Here is a 16,884-nt window from a genome sequence, read left to right as displayed (position 1 = left end):
GGGGTCGGGCGGGCGATATCCGGCTACGCCGGTCGCTCCATTTTGCGGGGTCGGGCCGGTTGGTCTGTGGTGAAGGGTGCCTGTTCGGTGCGCGCGATCTCCAACGCCCGCGCCACCCCGCGCCGCAACGCGATATCGATGACCCGCTGGGCGATCGGCCGGAACGGCAGCGCCACTGCCACCCACCACGGCGATACCACCTGACGTTTGCGCCGGGCGATGGCGCGCTCGACCACATCGATCGCGGGTCCGAGCGGTGCGACTCCCGACACCGTCGACCGGCCGAGAATGGCCCGCGCCGCGGCGGTGCCGAAGCCGCGCGCGGTCATATCGGTATCGAGTTCGGCGAAATACGCGACCCCGACCTTCGCGCCGGTGTGCCTGACCTCGTGCCGCAATGTATTGCCGAGTGCCTCCACCCCGGCCTTCGACGCGCTGTATGCCCCGACCAGCGGCAGATTCACCGCGGCCGCCAGCGAAGAGATGACCAGCGCATACCCGGCCGGATGACAGATGTGCGGTCCAGCGGCACGCAGCGTGTAGTAGACGCCGAGCACATTGACCGCCAGCGTCTCCTCCATGACCGTCGGATCCCCGCCCAGCAGCGGCAATTGTTTGGCGATCCCGGCATTGGCCACCACCACATCCAGCCCGCCGAGTTCGGTGACCAGCGTGCTCACCACCCGCTCCACCTGCCGGTGATCGGCGATATCGCAATAGCGCCACGGCGCGTCCCCGCATTCGTGCGCCACCTCCGCGAGCAGATCCGCCTCCAGCCCGAGCAGCGCTACCTTCGCCCCTTTCGCGTGCAACTGCCGCGCCAGCGCGGCGCCGATCCCGCGCGCCGCGCCGGTGATCAGAATCCGGCGCCCGGCTACGGGCACGGCGGAAAACAGGCGATGCTGCATAGCTGCGACGATACCAGCCGCGAACATATATGTTCGCAAATAATTTTCCGTTTATCCGACAGTGCTATGTAGGGCGGGCATCGGGTGCGAGGGAGCCGTGATCGGCCTCTCATACGGCACCGGTTAGGGTGCAATTGACGAAGGGCCAACCGGCTGTCACGAACGAGAGGACCATCGTGGAGATTTCGGGTTCCGCCGCCATCATCACCGGAGGCGCATCCGGCCTCGGCGCCGCCACTGCCAAGCGTTTCGCCGATCTGGGCGCAACCGTCTTCGGACTCGACGTACCCCAATCCATCGAGCGCGCCGGGGACAACGTGCCCGACGGCGTCACCCTCATCCCCGCCGACGTCACCAGCAACGACGAGGTCGCCGCCGCCGTCGCGCAGGTCGTCGATTCCGGTGCGCCGCTGCGCATCGTGGTCAACTGCGCCGGTGTCGGCTGGGCCGGACGCATCCTGTCCAAGAACGGCCCGCACGATCTGGAACTGTTCCGCACCGTCATCACCGTCAACCTGCTCGGCACCTTCAATGTGATGCGCCTGGCCGCCGACGCGATCGCCAAGACCGACACCGTCGACGAATACGGGCAGCGCGGCGTGATCATCAACACCGCCTCGGTCGCCGCCTTCGAAGGCCAGATCGGCCAGATCGCGTACTCGGCCTCCAAGGGCGGCGTGCACGGCATGACCGTCCCGGCCGCGCGTGACCTGGCCCAGTTCGGCATCCGGGTGAACACCATCGCCCCCGGCATCATCGACACCCCGATGCTCGCCGGTGTCACCGAGGAGTACCGCAAGGGCCTCGAGGCCGGTGTGCCGTTCCCGTCGCGCCTGGGCCGCCCGGACGAGTACGCGCAGCTGTCGCAGTACATCGTCGAGCACGACTACCTCAACGGCGAGACCATCCGCATGGACGGCGCCCTGCGGATGGCTCCCCGCTAATAGCCTGCGTCGCTAATAGCCTGCGTCGCAAGGCAACTGCGCCCTGTCATCCACTGGATGGCGGGGCGTTTTCGGCTGTCAGAGGGTCGGTTTGTGGCCGATGCCGAGGAATGCCGTGGTGGACAGGGGTTTGTTCGGGCGGTAGTTGACGGCGAGGTAGGCGCGCATCAAGGCGACGCGTTCGGCCCACACCTGCTCCCCGACCGTGCGGCGCATCAGCAGCAGTGGGGCGCTGCTGCGCACCATGGTCTCCCACATCTCGTCGGAGTCGGCGAAAGCGATCGTGCTGGTATGGCGTTGGATGCTCACCCCGGCGAAGCCCGCGGTACGCATCTCGGTCGCGAAGACCTCGGGATTTTCCAGGTTGAGGAAGTTGGGCTGGGGTTCGGAGATGGTCGGATCGGCGGCGGCGAAGGCGCCGAACATCATTCGCATGAGCGTCGATTCGGCCACCGGCGCCCAACTCGACACCACGGCGGTGGCACCGGGACGCAGTACCCGGAACAATTCCGCGAAGCCCTTTGCCCGATCCGGGAAGAACATCAGCCCGAACATCGAGAAACCGGCGTCGAAGCTGTCGTCGTCGAACGGCAGCGCCTGCCCGTCCCCCACCCGCGTTTCGATATTGGTCAGCCCAGCTGCGCCGGCATCCCCGGCGAGTCGCTGGATCATCGGCTCGGAGAAGTCGATGGCCGATACCTGTGCCACTCGTTCGGCGGCGGGCAGACTCAGCGTGCCCGGCCCGGCCGCGACATCGAGCACATGTGATTCGGCGGAAAGACCGGCCAGTTCTAGTGCGCGAACGGAGAAGGGCGCCATGATCGCGGGTCCGAATTCGGCATATCCGTCCGCGACGAGATCCCACGGCTCGGCGGCGGCAAGCGGGTTACCAGACATCAGCTGACGATCCTTTCGACCGTCCAAGGCTAACCGGGCAGCACCCCCGGAACCTACCAACTCCGGCCGATCACGTTGTGCGCCAAGCGGATCAGATCTTGCGTTCGAAGGTGATCAGGTGATGGCCCGGCCCGTTGTAATCACGCACCGGCCCGGCGACGGTGAAGCCCAGATGCCGGTGGAAGCCGATCGACGCGTCATTGCCGGGCGCGGTGATCGCCTTCACGATGTGTCGGTCATCGGCCCTGGCGATCGCGAAGAACCGCTCGTACAGCTCGCGCGCGAGGCCGCTCTTGCGAGACTGCGGGTCGACGCCGACGAAGTGGATGTAGGCCTCATCGGATTCCGACGGCGAGAGGAAGCCGATCAGGAATCCGGCCAGCCATTCGGTCGGCTCCCGCCATCCGGCGCCGGGGACCTCGGCGACCAGGCTGGTTCGGTAGAAATGATCGACGAACAACCTGGGCAGGTGCGGTAACACCGAGCGTCCCCACCAGTCATCGATGACGGTGGCGATGGCGTCGTAGTCATCGGCACGTGCGGCCCGGATGACCGGCCCGTTCGCATTCGGCATGTCAGCTAGCCCGCCTCCCCGCGTATTCAAGCCGGATCAAGTGCCACGATAGTCGCGTTGGCGCCCAGCGGTGAATCGGTGCGGGGCTCAGCCGTCCCCGATGAGTTACCCATGTGCCACGGAAATCAGTTGTCTTGTTCGACAACCTTGCGGGTCGTCGCAGACCTGGTGAGCGGCTCACACAGGTTGGATGGAACCAATGTGAGCCGCTCACTGGTGATGTGTCCGCCATTCTTGGCGGGTCGACCTTCAGAGCGTGCGGGTCAGGCGCTCGGTGAGGATCTGGGCGAAGCGGGCCGGATCCTTCAGTTCGCCGCCCTCGGCGAGAACCGCTGTGCCGTAGAGCAATTCGGCGGTCTCGGTGAGTTCGGGAACCTTGCCCGCGTCGGCGTCGTCCCGGCGGGTGTCGTAGGCGTCGCGCAGACCGGTGACCAGCGGGTGGGTCGGGTTGAGCTCGAGGATCCGCTTGGACTCGGGCACCAGCTGACCGGAGGCGCGGTACATGCGCTCCAGCATCGGGGTGAAGTCGAAGACATCACCGACGAGGCAGGCCGGCGAGGTGGTGAGCCGGTTGGTCAGGCGCACCTCCTTCACGTTGTCCAGGTTCTTGCCGAGCCAGGCGAGCAGTTCGGCGAAGTCCTTGTCCTGCTGTTCACGCAGCGATTCGGTGGCCTTCTTCTCCTCCTCGGTCTCCAGATCGACCTCGCCCTTGGCGATGGACTGCAACGGCTTCCCGTCGAATTCGGTGACCGAACCGACCCACATCTCGTCGACCGGATCGGTCAGGATCAGCACCTCGCGACCCTTGGCCTTGAAGGCCTCCATGTGCGGAGAGCTTTCGACTTGCTGCCGGGTCTCGCCGGTCATGTAGTAGATGGCGTCCTGACCGTCCTGCATCCGCTCGACGTAGGCCGCGAGGGAGGTCAGCTCTTCCTCGGAGTTGGTCGAGCCGAAGGAGGAGACCTGCAGCAGCGTCTCGCGGTTGTCGAAGTCCGAGAGCAGACCCTCCTTGAGGACGCGCCCGAACTCCTTCCAGAACGTCTGGTATTTCTCCTGATCCTCCGCACCCTGCAGTTCCTTGACCGTCGAGAGCACCTTCTTCACCAGGCGCTTGCGGATCATCTGGATCTGCCGGTCCTGCTGCAGGATCTCGCGGGAGACATTGAGCGACAGGTCCTGCGCGTCTACCACACCCTTGACGAAGCGCAGGTATTCCGGCATGAGCTCTTCGCAGTTGTCCATGATGAACACCCGCTTGACGTAGAGCTGGACACCGCGCTTGTGCTCGCGGGTGAACAGGTCGAACGGCGCGTGCGAGGGAATGAACAGCAGTGCTTGGTACTCGAAGGTGCCCTCGGCCTTCATCGGGATGATCTCCAGCGGATCGTCCCAGCCGTGGCTGACGTGCTTGTAGAACTCCTTGTACTCCTCGTCGCTGACCTCGCTCTTCGGGCGGGTCCACAGCGCCTTCATGGAATTGAGGGTCTGCTCCTCGAGAATCGTCTTCTCGGTCTTCTCGGTCTCTTCGGGTCGCTCCGCAGGCTCCGCTCCGGCGCCGTCACCCACTGTGACGGTCCGCTCGACCTGCATGCGGATCGGCCAGGCGATGAAGTCCGAGTACTTCTTGACGATCTCGCGGAGCTTCGTCTCCAGCGTGTAATCGAAGAGGTGATCCTCCTCGTCGGGGGTCTCGAGATGCAGCGATACGGCGGTGCCCTGCGGGGCCTCGTCGAGGGTTTCGATGGTGTAGGTCGAGCTGCCCGCGGCCGACTCCCAGCGGGTGCCCTCGGTCTCGCCCGCCTTGCGGGTGGTGAGGGTGACCTTGTCGGCGACCATGAAGGTCGAATAGAAGCCGATGCCGAACTGGCCGATCAGCTCCTCCGCGGCGGCCTCGGATTTCGTTTCGTTCAGTTTCTTGCGCAGCTCCGCGGTGCCTGATTTGGCCAGTGTGCCGATCAGATCGACCACTTCGGCGCGGGACATGCCGATGCCGTTATCCCTGACGGTCAGGATCCGGTTGTCCTTGTCGACCTCCAGCTCGATATGTAGATCGGCGGTGTCGACGTGCAGATCCTTATCGCGGAAGGACTCCAGCCGCAGCTTGTCCAGCGCGTCGGAGGCGTTCGAGATCAGCTCCCGCAGGAACGTGTCCTTGTTGGAGTAGACCGAGTGGATCATCAGCTCGAGCAGCTGATGGGTTTCTGCCTGGAACTCGAGTTGTTCGACGTGCTCTGTCACGTCGCGATGGTACCGCTGCGCCTATCCGACATCCGCCGACATCTGCCCGAAGTCGGCCAAGCCGGGCACCTCGATGTCGGCGCGGTGGGGATCATCCGCCCGTGTGGGCCGGGGATGCATCCATTCGCGCAACACCATGGTTGCCCGCACATCGTCCTCGTTGTACTCGAGCAGCCGGGTGCGTTGACTCAGCTCGGGTTCGCCCTCGTAGCCGACGGCCAGCCGATACCAGCTCATCGACGCCTCGCCCCCGGCCTCGGGATCGCGCCAGGAGAACCCGGCCACCGGCGCGATCTTCTTGAGCCCCTTGCCGTTCGGGCAGATGAATTGATCGGAGACGGCCTGGAACATATCCACCCACTGCGGTCCGTCGACGAAGGCGCGCACCTGATCGACCGTCGGCACGCCGGGCTTACCCGCGAAACGGCGCGCCGATTCGTAGAGCCACTTGTCCTCGGCCGTGCGCGAATAGCAGTAGGCGGCAAAGGTTTTCCCGGCCGCGACGGCCTCGGCGCGCACTGTCATCAGCCAGGTCCAGAATTCGCCGAAGGAGCGGCCCTCGTCCTCGGTGGGCAACGGATCCCAGGTGACGAACGGGCGGTACACGCCGTCGAGCAGCGTGCCCCACAGGTATGCGCCGTACTCCTGGAAGCTCTCCAGATCGACATCCACCTCGACATCGGCCCGGCGCACCCAGACCCGGCCGACCCGGCGCACCAGCGGCGCACCAGCGAGCCAGGCGCGGGCGGTCACCACGGCCTCGTCGAACGGGCCGTGCTGCCAGTCCTCCGGATCGTCGCCCACCCAGGCGGCCAGATCGTCGATCGTCTGGACGCCGTGTCCGCGCAGTATCTCCGCGCGGGAACCGGGCGCGACCAGGCTCACGTCCCGATGCTCGGTCAGCCAGCCCTCGCAGCTGTGACCCGCGACCTGCGTCTCATCGGTGGGCGCCTTGCGCGTCCACCACGGGCACTGGCGGCATTCGGGCACCTTCGACGGAACCGTCGGCAATTCCCCGCGCACCACCGCGATTCGATCGGCATAGCGCCGGTCGTAATCGGCGAGCAGCGGGCCGAGATCGTGTACCAGGATGCGGTCGAAGTCGTAGCCGATCACGCCGCCGACCAGCGCCGGACTGGCCAGACCATGCCGCTGCAGCATGCGGTACAGATGTGCGAGCCGCTGTTGATCGCGGGGCTGCTGGCGCAGTTTGCGATGCGGATCAGGTTGCGGATCCCAGTGATAAAGATCCGAGGTGGTCGGGTGGAAATCGGCCGGTTCGGGCTGGCGCGGATCGGTGACCTTGTGATTGACCACGACGACCGGGATGTAGCCGCCACGATCGCGATCGAGCAGCAGGATCTCCGAACCGCCGCGGCGGCCGGTATCCGGTTCCTGCGGCAGCAGTCCGCCCCAGATGTGTTGTGCGCCTTCGGCACACGCGCGCATGGTGGCCGTGGCCCGCTCCCCCGCACGCAGCGTCGGATCGATCACCACCCAGTTGTCCGGATCCGCGGCGATCAGCGCCGCACGCACCCGGGTGCGATGCGCGGTAGCGGCCTCCCGGCGCTGACGGACCCCGGCATCCTCGACCACCCCGGTCAGCAGGTTCGGATGCGCGGCATTCAAATGCAATCGGTGCCGACACCCGATCAATGCCCTGGCATCGACGAATGCGCTCGGCTCGGCGGGCATCGACGCAGCACTCACCCCGGCCTGCCGCTCATCAGCTACGCCTTCGTGATTGCGACCGTCGCGGTCACCACTGCCCGAATCCACATACGCAGTATGGTCCAGACCCCTGACAACTCTGTGACCGCATGACACGAAGTTGCGTCGTACACGCAGCGGTCTCATGGTATGAATCGGTAGTCGAGCAACAAGTGATTCGATGCCAGGCCAACCCCGCTCGGAGCGAGTCTTACGAGCGATGTTCGCGGCCCGTCTCGCGTCCGAGTCGTCGAAGCGCATGCGACGAAGTCGCGAGTCTCGACGGCTCGGACGCGAGACACTGGGGGCCGCGAACACGCCGCGCCGCAGGCGCGGCAGAATGTCACAGCGAACCAGCATGACGGAGGGCCTCGATGGGGTTGTTCACGAAGCGCAAGCGGCGGCCGAGCCGCAGGGCCGAGGCGAAGGCCCTCAAGCACAAGGCGGCCATGGAGGCGAAACTCGGCGCCAGGAACGACCGCAAGGCTCGCCGCGCGGAGGCCCACACCCAGGCCAAGGTCGCCAAGGCGCAGATCGCCACCTTGCAGGCCGAGGAGAAGGCCGCACTGAAGGTAGCCGCCAAGGCCGAGCGGGATCCGTTCACCGCGAGCCAGGTCCGCAAGTACCTCGGTGTCGCCCGGGTGCTCGTGCCCGTACTCGCACCGCTGGCCTATCGCGCCGCGACCTACATCCGCGGCCGGATTGATACCCGCCGGGCACATCAGCTGGGCATCGGCGTCGAACAGCTCGGTGATTTCAGCGGCCACGGCGGTCGGCTGCAGGCGCGGATCTCCAACACCGAAGCCGCCCTCGACAAAATCGGCGCGCAGTCCGGCGACAAGGCGGGCAAGGGTGAGACCCAGAAATTCGTCACCGCCACGCAGGATCGACTCGGCAATCTGACCGCCGCGATTCGGACCGCGGAGCAGATGCCCGCACCGCGTCGTCGCGCCGTACACGCGTCGATCTCGAGCGAGCTGTCCGGTATCGAGGCCGACATCTTGGCGCGCCTCGGCGTCAGCTGATCCATTCGATGTCTCCCGACCAGGCCTCCGGCAGCCCGCGTGGCTGTCTGGTCGGCGGCATGGTCGGCGCGCTCGCCATCGCCGCGCACGGTGCGGCCGGTGGCGGATTTCCGGATTCGGCCGAATCCGCACTGCTGCTGCTTGTTTCGGCATTGACGGGTTGGGCCGCAGGACGGCTGCACCCGGGCACCATCGGGCATTGGGCCGTGCTCGGTCCGCTCGCGCTCGGACAGTTCGTCGGACATGCGGTGCTGTCCGGGCTGATCGACCACAGCCACAGCCACACTGCCGTACCGCAACTCGACCCATATCTGCCCACGGGCTGGATGTTGTCGGCGCATTTGATCGCGACACTCAGCTGCGCCGCACTGATCCTGCTGGCCGAGCGGCTCTATGCGTTGGCGTCCAGCGTCATTCGCGCCGTTTCCCCAGCCCGATCACCGCTGGCGGTCAGCCGCCCGCTCCGTTGGTCCGATCCGATTCTGCGGCACTACCGCTTTCATCCGAACGGCGCGATCGGTCCGCGCGCGCCACCGGTGTCGGCCTGACCCGCCACACCCAAACCCCTTCGGACAGAAAGCACTTCAACCATGCGTACGCAGATCACGCGCGCCTGCACGGCGGTCGCCGCCGCCGGTTTCGTTCTCCTCGCGGGCGGCACCGCCGCCGCACACGTCACCGCCGACGCACCCGGTGCGACACAGGGCGATTACTCGGTGATCACCTTCAAGGTCCCGACCGAATCGGAGACCGCGAACACCACGGCGCTCACCGTCGTCCTGCCCAACCTCGAGAGCGCCCGCACCGAGCCCATCCCGGGTTGGAGCTCCAAGGTCGACCGCAATGACAAGGCCGAGGCCACCTCGGTCACCTGGACCGCCGATCCCGGCACACCCGGTGTGCGTCCCGGCCAGTTCCAGCGCTTCGTCCTCTCGGTCGGCCCGCTGCCGACCCAGGCCGAGGTCAGCTTCCCGGCCACCCAGACCTACAGCGACGGCAAGATCGTCAAGTGGGATCAGCCGATGGGCTCGGACGGTTCCGAACCCGAGCATCCGGCACCGATGCTCGCCCTCGCGGCGGCCTCCGGCGACGGCCATGACGACCACCACGTCGGCAGTTCGGCCGCCGCGGAGAAGTCGAAGGGCACCGACAACACCGCGCGCTGGCTCGGCGGCATCGGTCTCGCGCTCGGCCTGCTCGGCGTGGCGCTCGGTCTGGGCAATGTGATCCGCGGACGCCGGGCATGAGTGGCGTCGCCATGCGTCGCACGGTCGCCGGGCTGGTCGCGGGCCTGCTCCTGCTGAGCGTGGGCGCGTTCGCGGCCGGAGCGGCATCGGCCCATTCGACGCCGGTCAGCAGCGTGCCCGCCGACGGCGCGAGCATCGAAACCGGTCCGGAGCGGGTGAGCATCACCTTCAACGAGCCACTGCAGGAAAGCTTTCCGGCACTCACCGTGGTGGGTCCGGACGGGAATCTGTGGTCCAAGGGCGATCCGAAGGTGGACGGCCCGACGGTGAGCGTCGCGGTCGGCGAACTCGGCCCGACCGGCGTTTACAAGATCGGGTACCGGGTCACCTCCGCCGATGGTCATCCGGTCAAGGGCGAGCGGACCTTCACCCTCACCGAGGCGGGCAACGGTACGCCCGGCCCAAAGGCCGACAGCCGACACAACTCCGGTGGCAGCGCCGATGATTCCGGCGGAATTCCGCTGTGGGTCTTCATCATCGGCGCGGTCGTCCTGTTCGGTGGTGGTCTGGCATTCGCCCTGTACGGTGGCAGGAGCCGCAAATCGCAGCGGTGAGAAGAGCACACGGGTGAACAAGGTGCAGCGGACGACCGGCGGCGGAAATGCGCAAGCGCTGCTGCTGGTCGTCCCGGCCGGGCTGCTCGGGGTGGCACTCGCGCTGATCCTGGCTGTCCCGTCTCCCGCGCAAACCGAGAGCGTCATCCGGGTGCTGGCGGACTGCACCGGGGCCACGGTGCTCGGATTGGCCGCATTGCCCCGACTGCACGATCGACTCCGGCCACCGTGGCGGACGCTCGCGGTACTGGCCGGACTTTGGTGTATCACCGAATTCACGGTGCTCGTCTTCGAGGCGGCCGCCGTCGTCGGCGTACCCATCGGCAAGCTCAGCGCAAGGCGGTTCGGCAATTTCCTGGTCGAGATCAGCGGCGGTCAGGTCGGCATCGCGGTACTGATCGGCAGCGGTGCGGTCGCCTGCTATGCGGCGATGGCGTTCCGGCGGCCGGAGACCGCGTCGACCGATCTGGTGCTGGTCTTCGCGGCGGTGGCCCTCGCGCTGCGGCCGATCACCGGGCATATGTCGCAGCAGCCGTTCGGCTCGGTGCTCGCGGCCGTACACGCACTGGCGGCGGCGTCCTGGTTCGGCCTGCTGGTCGCGCTGGCGCTGGTGGTGCGCACCCGCGGTGAGTGGGCGGTGACGCTGCCCCGGTATTCGGCGGTGGCGCTGCCGCTGGTCGGCATCGTCACGGTCACCGGCCTGGTCAACGGGTTGGTGCGGGTCGGCGGGATCGCCCCGTTCGTGACGACCGGCTACGGACGCATTCTGCTCGCCAAAACCCTTGTGCTGGTTGGGTTGGTGGCGCTCGGCTGGTGGTGGCGACGGACCTGGGTACCGCAGGCGACGGGACATCGGATGCCCGCCGAATCCTCACTGCGGCGCGCGATCATCGAGGTGGCAGTGATGGCCGTGGCCTTCGGACTGGCCGCGACCCTGGCGGTCACCGCCTGACGCTTGCAAATGCAAGCACCTGCGGCCGGGCTGTTAGCAACCCGTTACAGTTGTGCCATGACCGAGGTGAAGATCGTCGAAGACTGTGTGGCATCGGCCGAAACAGCCTTCGCGTACGTCAACGACTACCGGAATCTGTCGCGTTTCATCACCGAGGTCCAGGACTTCACGCCGATCACCGAACAGGTCGAGGGCGTCGGCGCGACCTTCGACGGCACCATCAAACTCGGTCCGGCCGCGCTGCATTCGCGCCTGCGGGTCGTGCGGTGGGAAGAGAACTACGCGATCGCGGTGAAGTCGATCAAGGGCTTCGAAATCGAATCCACCTTCCTGTTCCACGCCAAGGGCACCGATAGCTGCACGGTCGACGCGATCGTCGACTATCGCGTGCCGGGTGGAATCGCGGGCAAGGTGCTCGGCAAGACCATCGAGCCGTTCGTCAAGCTCGCCGTCAAACACGCCACGCACAACCTGACCACCCAGATCGCCGAATTCCACACCAGCAGGCAGGGCTAGCCAGAACTTGTCTCGGCCGGGCCGGTCGGAGGATGCTGTGCACTATGGCCGACCGCACGACACCGACATTCCCGCAGCGCATCGCCTACATCTGCGGGCGCACGCTGCCGGAGTCGATGTCGGCGTGGGTGTTCGAGGATCTCACCGGCCCCGGTGCGGCACGGCGCTACCTGATGCGCTTCCTCATTCCGATGATTCCGGTGCTGAGCCTGTTCCTGCTGGTACCCGGACCGAAATGGATGGGTTTGGCGATGATGGCCCTGCTGTATCTGCCGCTGATCTATTTCACCGCAGCGCTGATGTACGTGTATCGCAGGGCGCGTCTGGTCAAGCACGGCTTGGATCCGGCGCTGGCCGACGCCACGTCCAGGAAGCGCGCGGAGACCGAACGGCTGGCCTATGAACGCCGCCACGGTCGCGCTTGAATCCGGCTGCCGAAAATGCGCCGAATCTGGCCGTGACGCATCTCACGGGCATAGCCTGAATATATGAAGCGTCCCACGTTGGGCCAACGGATCGCTTACGATCTCGGCCGCGAGCTCCCCGAGGAGCTGCACGAGTGGGTAATCCACGACCTCGTCGGGCACGGGGCCATGGAACGCTACCTCGTCCGCTTCCTCGTACCGTTCATCCCGTTCTTCGCGCTGTGGTTGCTGTTCCCCGGCCCGATGGGGTTGAAGATCGGCATGATCCTCATGATGATCGTGCCGCTGATCGTTTTCACGGTGTCGCTCAGTTACGTCTGGCGTCGGTTCCGGCTGAGCCAGCACGGCATCGATCAGGGGTGGATCAACCACAACAAGATGCGCGAAACCGAGCGGATGAAATACGAGATGCATTACGGGCACCGCTAGCGACTGGGTTCGCGCGGCCCTTTCCAGCGAATGCTGAGCCATGAGCACCGACTCGACCACGACGGAGCGAGCCTTACGAGCGACCCGTTCGCGGCCCGTCTCGCGTCCGAGCCGTCGAAGCGATGCGACGAAGTCGCGAGTCTCGACGGCTCGGACGCGAGACACCAGGGGGCCGCGAACACGCCGCGCCGAAGGCGCGGCAGAATGTCACAGTGAACACCATTGCCACAGCGGACCTCGCCGACGAAATCGGCCCCGAAATCCGTAGCTGCGATACACAGTTCATCCAGTTCGGCGGGCGCGCGGAGTTCTCCGGGCGCATCACCACGATCCGCTGCTTCCAGGACAACCTGCTGGTCAAGCAGACGCTGGGCGAGCCGGGCGACGGCGGCGTGCTCGTCGTCGACGGCGATGCCAGCGTGCACACCGCACTGGTCGGCGACATCATCGCCGGACGCGGTGTGGCCAACGGCTGGTCCGGCGTCATCGTCAACGGTGCGGTGCGCGACTCGGCCATCCTGCGCACGCTCGATATCGGCATCAAGGCGCTGGGCACCAACCCGCGCAAGAGCACCCAGACCGGCACCGGGCAGCGCGATGTCCCGGTCGAATTCGGCGGTGTCACCTTCGTGCCCGGCGATATGCTCTACAGCGACCACGACGGCATCGTGGTCCGTGCCGAAGACTGAGCGGCTAGACCGCCGCCACCCTGGCCCGGTGACCGGCGATGGCCACAATGTCGCCGACATGCAATTGCCGTCCGCGGCGCAGTTCCACCTCCTCGTTCACCCGAACCAGACCCGCGGCGATCACGGTCTTGGCCTCCGATCCGGAATCGATCAGATTGGCCAGCTTGAGGAACTGACCGAGTCGAATGACGTCGTCATCGATCGGCACATCGACTGCATCGGACATGGGATACATCCTTACTCCGTCGCCGTCGAAGCGGAAATCCAACCCCCACGCAAGCGACCGACAGACATGGATGACGCACCGATAACCGACATGCCCGGGTGGCCTTCGAGCACCACTACCGCGGCACCGTACACACTGGTGCTGTGACAACCACGCACGCCGGGCAACACATCGACACCGAAGCACCCTCGGAAAGATCGGCACCACCGGTTCCGCATCGCGGACACGGACGGTTGCGCGAGGTCCCGCATATCGCGGGTCTGCTCCTTGGCGTGTTCGCCGTGCTCTGCTTCCTGTGGAGCCTCTCGCCCGGACTGCGATATCTGACGCATGTGCCGCGTCGCTACATCGACCTGTACTACTTCGACGCACCGGATACCAGCCTGGTGTGGGCGCTGGTGGTCGGTCTGCTCGCGGGGGCGACGGCGAGCCGCAAGCGAATCGCCTGGTGGTTGCTGCTCGGCTATATCTCGCTCTACGCGCTGGCGAATGTGCTCGAATTCGCCGACGAGGGCAACATGCACGCGCTGGTGGCCGCGGTGATGCAGCTCGCCGCGATCGGTGTGCTGCTCGCGTCCTGGCGGGAGTTCTACACCAAGGTGCGCCCTGGGGCGGGCTGGAAGGCGTTGGGCGTACTGGTAGGCGGTCTCGCGGTCGGCTGTCTGCTCGGCTGGGGTCTGGTGGAGTTGTTCCCGGGTTCGCTGCCCCGTGGCGTGCAGCGGCCGCTGTGGTCGGTATATCGGGTGACCGCCGCCGTCTTGGTCGACAACGAACATTTCGACGGCCATCCGCGCCCGTTCGTCAACTTCCTGCTCGGCCTCTTCGGCGCCATCGCGCTGCTGGCCGCAGTGGTCATCCTGCTGCGTTCGCAACGTGCGGGCAATGCGATGACCGGCACCGACGAATCCGCGATCCGCGGTCTGCTCGAGCGCTCGGATATCGAGGATTCGCTCGGCTACTTCGCGACTCGGCGCGATAAGGCGGTGGTGTTCGCGCCGAGCGGCAAGGCGGCGCTGACCTATCGTGTCGAATTGGGCGTCTGTCTCGCCAGTGGCGATCCGATCGGCATTCGCGAGGCCTGGCCGCAGGCGATCGATGCGTGGCTGCAGTTGGCCGACGAATTCGGTTGGGCGCCAGCGGTCATGGGCGCGAGCGAACTCGGTGCGACGGCGTACCGGCGGGCCGGACTTTCGGCGCTGCGCCTCGGTGACGAGGCCATTCTCGACACCAGGACGTTCTCGCTCGCGGGCCCGGAGATGAAGCAGGTCCGCCAGGCGGCGAACCGGTTGCGCAAGCACGGGATCACCGTGCGGATTCGCCGCCATCGCGATATTCCGGCCGAGGAATTCCGGCAGGTGATCGCCCACGCCGACGCCTGGCGCGATACCGAAACCGAGCGCGGCTTCTCCATGGCGCTCGGCCGCCTCGGCGACCGGCTGGACGGCGACTGCCTGCTGGTCGAGGCGGTCAAGCCCACCCGCCAGCCCACCACCCTCAACGGACAGCGTGCGGCCGGCTCATCCGAACCCGAGGAGCAGGTGCTCGGCATGCTGTCGCTGGTGCCGTGGGGACGCACCGGTGCGTCACTCGAACTGATGCGTCGAGATCCACACGGCCCCAACGGTGTCATGGAGCTGATGATCTCCCAGCTCGCGCTGACCTCCGAACAGCATGGCATCACCAAGGTTTCGCTGAACTTCGCGGTATTCCGCTCCGTCTTCGAAGAGGGCGGACGCATCGGCGCCGGACCCGTGCTGCGGCTGTGGCGCAGTGTGCTGCTGTTCTTTTCGCGCTGGTGGCAGTTGGAGGCGCTATACCGGTCGAATGTGAAGTATCAGCCGCACTGGGTGCCCCGGTTCTTCCTGTTCGAGGAGCGCAGGCAGCTACCCCGGGTGGCGATGGCCAGTGCGCTCGCCGAGGGCTTCCTACCGCGCTTCGGCAAGGAACCCGAGACCATCACCCATACCGGTCTGCACAGCGCGGTACCCGCGGGCATCATCGGACTGCACACCGACGGCAGTCCGCCGGATCTGCCGGACAACGTCGGTGTGGAACAGCTTTCCCGCCGCCCGGAGCAGGTGCGGGTGCGCATGGACAAACTCGACAGGCTCGCGTCCGCGGGCGTCGACGCCTATCCGGTCGCCTATCCCCCGACGCATACCGTTGCGGCAGCGCGTCGTTCACCGCGCGGCACCACGGTGCGGGTCTGCGGCCGACTGCTGCGCATCCGCGATTACGGCGGTGTGATCTTCGCGGTGGTCCGGGACTGGACCGATGATATCCAGCTGGTCATCGACCGCGATCGGGTCGGCGCCGGACGCAGCGCCGAATTCGGCGAATTCTTCGACCTCGGCGACCTCATCGAGGTCAGCGGTCAGATCGGGCACAGTCGGCGCGGTGAACTCTCACTGCTGGCCGCGGACTGGCGGATGATCGGCAAATGCCTGCACCCGCTGCCGGACAAGTGGAAGGGCCTGGCCGATCCCGAGGCCAGGGTGCGTCAGCGCTACGTCGATATGGCGATCAATCCCGAAGTCCGCGAGGTGCTGAGCAAGCGGACCGCGGTGGTGCGCTCGCTGCGGGATTCGTTGAACGCCTGGGGATATCTCGAGGTGGAGACCCCGATCCTGCAGAAGGTGCACGGCGGCGCCAATGCGACACCGTTCCTCACCCATATCAATGCCTACGATCTGGATCTGTATCTGCGGATCGCGCCCGAGCTGTATCTCAAGCGGCTGTGCGTCGGCGGTATGGAGAAGGTCTTCGAAATCGGGCGCAACTTCCGCAACGAGGGTGTGGACTTCAGCCACAATCCGGAGTTCACCAGCCTGGAAGCCTATGAGGCACATGCCGATTACGAGCGGATGATGCAGCTGGCCCGCCAGCTCATCCAGAACGCCGCACAGGCCGCCAATGGTTCGATGGTTGCACTGCGCCCCAAACCGGACGGCTCCTTCGAAGAGGTGGACATCTCCGGGGAGTGGGCGGTGAAGACCGTGCACGGCGCGGTATCTGAGGCGCTCGGCACCAAGATCGACCCGCAGACCCCACTCGACGAGCTGCGCGAACTCTGCGACCAGGCGGAGGTGCCCTATCAGCACGGCTGGGATGCCGGGCAGGTCGTGCAGGAAATGTACGAGCATCTGGTCGAATCCCATACGGAGCAGCCGACTTTCTACATCGATTTCCCCACCTCGGTCTCCCCGCTGACCCGTGCGCACCGCAGCATCCCCGGCGTGACCGAGCGCTGGGATCTGGTCGCCTGGGGCGTCGAATTGGGTACGGCCTACAGCGAACTCACCGATCCGATCGAACAGCGCCGCAGGCTCACCGAACAGTCGATGCTCGCGGCCAACGGCGATCCGGAAGCGATGGAGCTGGACGAGGACTTTCTGCAGGCACTCGAGCATGCGATGCCGCCGACCGGCGGATTGGGCATGGGCGTGGACCGTATCGTCATGTTGATCACCGGCCGCAGCATCCGCGAGACACTTCCGTTCCCATTGGTGAAGCCGCGCTGAAATCTCCACGGTGAGAATTCATTCTGAAG

The 16,884-nt window shown here is 66.2% G+C and carries 17 protein-coding genes; 11 read left to right on the top strand and 6 right to left on the bottom strand.

Annotation, left to right across the window (positions count from 1 at the left end; translation table 11 throughout):
• Window positions 1–23 precede the first annotated feature (23 nt).
• On the bottom strand, window positions 24–908 hold the full coding sequence (locus tag ACQPXH_RS00825; RefSeq protein WP_433600445.1) for an SDR family NAD(P)-dependent oxidoreductase: 885 nt from the start codon (window positions 906–908) through the stop codon (window positions 24–26).
• Between the two features lie 176 nt (window positions 909–1,084).
• On the opposite strand from ACQPXH_RS00825, the gene ACQPXH_RS00820 reads away from it, so the two are divergent.
• Window positions 1,085–1,852 (top strand): SDR family NAD(P)-dependent oxidoreductase, encoded by a 768-nt coding sequence (locus ACQPXH_RS00820; protein WP_063044096.1) that lies wholly within the window; start codon window positions 1,085–1,087, stop codon window positions 1,850–1,852.
• Window positions 1,853–1,930: 78 nt separating this feature from the next.
• Here ACQPXH_RS00820 and ACQPXH_RS00815 read toward each other — a convergent pair whose 3' ends face one another.
• The 4 genes from ACQPXH_RS00815 to ACQPXH_RS00800 form a co-directional block, all read right to left on the bottom strand.
• Window positions 1,931–2,749, bottom strand: a complete 819-nt coding sequence (locus tag ACQPXH_RS00815; RefSeq protein ID WP_433600444.1) for a class I SAM-dependent methyltransferase — start codon at window positions 2,747–2,749, stop codon at window positions 1,931–1,933.
• 91 nt (window positions 2,750–2,840) lie between these two features.
• Window positions 2,841–3,323 (bottom strand): N-acetyltransferase family protein, encoded by a 483-nt coding sequence (locus ACQPXH_RS00810; RefSeq protein WP_433600443.1) that lies wholly within the window; start codon window positions 3,321–3,323, stop codon window positions 2,841–2,843.
• Between the two features lie 249 nt (window positions 3,324–3,572).
• Window positions 3,573–5,561, bottom strand: coding sequence for a molecular chaperone HtpG (gene htpG / locus ACQPXH_RS00805; RefSeq protein WP_433600442.1), 1,989 nt, complete (start codon window positions 5,559–5,561; stop codon window positions 3,573–3,575).
• Between the two features lie 21 nt (window positions 5,562–5,582).
• The gene (locus ACQPXH_RS00800; RefSeq protein WP_433603683.1) at window positions 5,583–7,256 is read right to left on the bottom strand and encodes a TM0106 family RecB-like putative nuclease; all 1,674 of its coding nucleotides are present in this window, start codon (window positions 7,254–7,256) and stop codon (window positions 5,583–5,585) included.
• A 389-nt stretch (window positions 7,257–7,645) separates the two neighbouring features.
• Between ACQPXH_RS00800 and ACQPXH_RS00795 the strand changes: the two genes are divergently transcribed.
• The 9 genes from ACQPXH_RS00795 (at window position 7,646) to rraA (ending at window position 13,108) form a co-directional block, all read left to right on the top strand.
• A complete protein-coding gene (locus ACQPXH_RS00795) occupies window positions 7,646–8,296 on the top strand; it encodes a DUF6474 family protein (protein ID WP_433600441.1) in 651 nt (216 codons plus the stop codon).
• Between the two features lie 8 nt (window positions 8,297–8,304).
• Window positions 8,305–8,844 (top strand): hypothetical protein, encoded by a 540-nt coding sequence (locus tag ACQPXH_RS00790; RefSeq protein ID WP_433600440.1) that lies wholly within the window; start codon window positions 8,305–8,307, stop codon window positions 8,842–8,844.
• Between the two features lie 42 nt (window positions 8,845–8,886).
• Entirely contained in the window at window positions 8,887–9,543 is a 657-nt protein-coding gene (locus ACQPXH_RS00785; protein WP_433600439.1) for a YcnI family copper-binding membrane protein, read from the top strand.
• Window positions 9,540–10,097, top strand: a complete 558-nt coding sequence (locus ACQPXH_RS00780) for a copper resistance CopC family protein (RefSeq protein ID WP_433600438.1) — start codon at window positions 9,540–9,542, stop codon at window positions 10,095–10,097. Before ACQPXH_RS00785 ends, ACQPXH_RS00780 begins: the two co-directional genes overlap by 4 nt.
• Window positions 10,098–10,119: 22 nt before the next feature.
• A complete protein-coding gene (locus ACQPXH_RS00775; protein WP_433603682.1) occupies window positions 10,120–11,049 on the top strand; it encodes a copper resistance D family protein in 930 nt (309 codons plus the stop codon).
• Window positions 11,050–11,106: 57 nt separating this feature from the next.
• Window positions 11,107–11,565, top strand: coding sequence for an SRPBCC family protein (locus ACQPXH_RS00770; protein WP_433600437.1), 459 nt, complete (start codon window positions 11,107–11,109; stop codon window positions 11,563–11,565).
• Between the two features lie 44 nt (window positions 11,566–11,609).
• Window positions 11,610–11,990 (top strand): DUF5313 family protein, encoded by a 381-nt coding sequence (locus ACQPXH_RS00765; protein WP_433600436.1) that lies wholly within the window; start codon window positions 11,610–11,612, stop codon window positions 11,988–11,990.
• 63 nt (window positions 11,991–12,053) lie between these two features.
• Window positions 12,054–12,419, top strand: a complete 366-nt coding sequence (locus ACQPXH_RS00760; RefSeq protein WP_433600435.1) for a DUF5313 family protein — start codon at window positions 12,054–12,056, stop codon at window positions 12,417–12,419.
• Window positions 12,420–12,640: 221 nt separating this feature from the next.
• Window positions 12,641–13,108, top strand: coding sequence for a ribonuclease E activity regulator RraA (gene rraA / locus ACQPXH_RS00755; protein WP_433603681.1), 468 nt, complete (start codon window positions 12,641–12,643; stop codon window positions 13,106–13,108).
• 4 nt (window positions 13,109–13,112) lie between these two features.
• Here the strand turns inward: rraA and ACQPXH_RS00750 are convergent, their stop codons facing one another.
• Window positions 13,113–13,334: an RNA-binding S4 domain-containing protein gene (locus tag ACQPXH_RS00750; RefSeq protein ID WP_040685709.1), complete on the bottom strand. Its 222-nt coding sequence runs from the start codon at window positions 13,332–13,334 to the stop codon at window positions 13,113–13,115.
• 143 nt (window positions 13,335–13,477) lie between these two features.
• Between ACQPXH_RS00750 and lysX the strand changes: the two genes are divergently transcribed.
• Entirely contained in the window at window positions 13,478–16,855 is a 3,378-nt protein-coding gene (gene lysX / locus ACQPXH_RS00745; protein WP_433600434.1) for a bifunctional lysylphosphatidylglycerol synthetase/lysine--tRNA ligase LysX, read from the top strand.
• Window positions 16,856–16,884 lie beyond the last annotated feature (29 nt).

It is taken from the genome of Nocardia sp. CA-135953 (genome assembly GCF_050955735.1).
In the GTDB taxonomy this organism is placed as follows: domain Bacteria; phylum Actinomycetota; class Actinomycetes; order Mycobacteriales; family Mycobacteriaceae; genus Nocardia.
The sequence above is the reverse complement of the archived record's forward strand: the minus strand, read 5'-3'. Positions and strand labels throughout refer to the sequence as shown.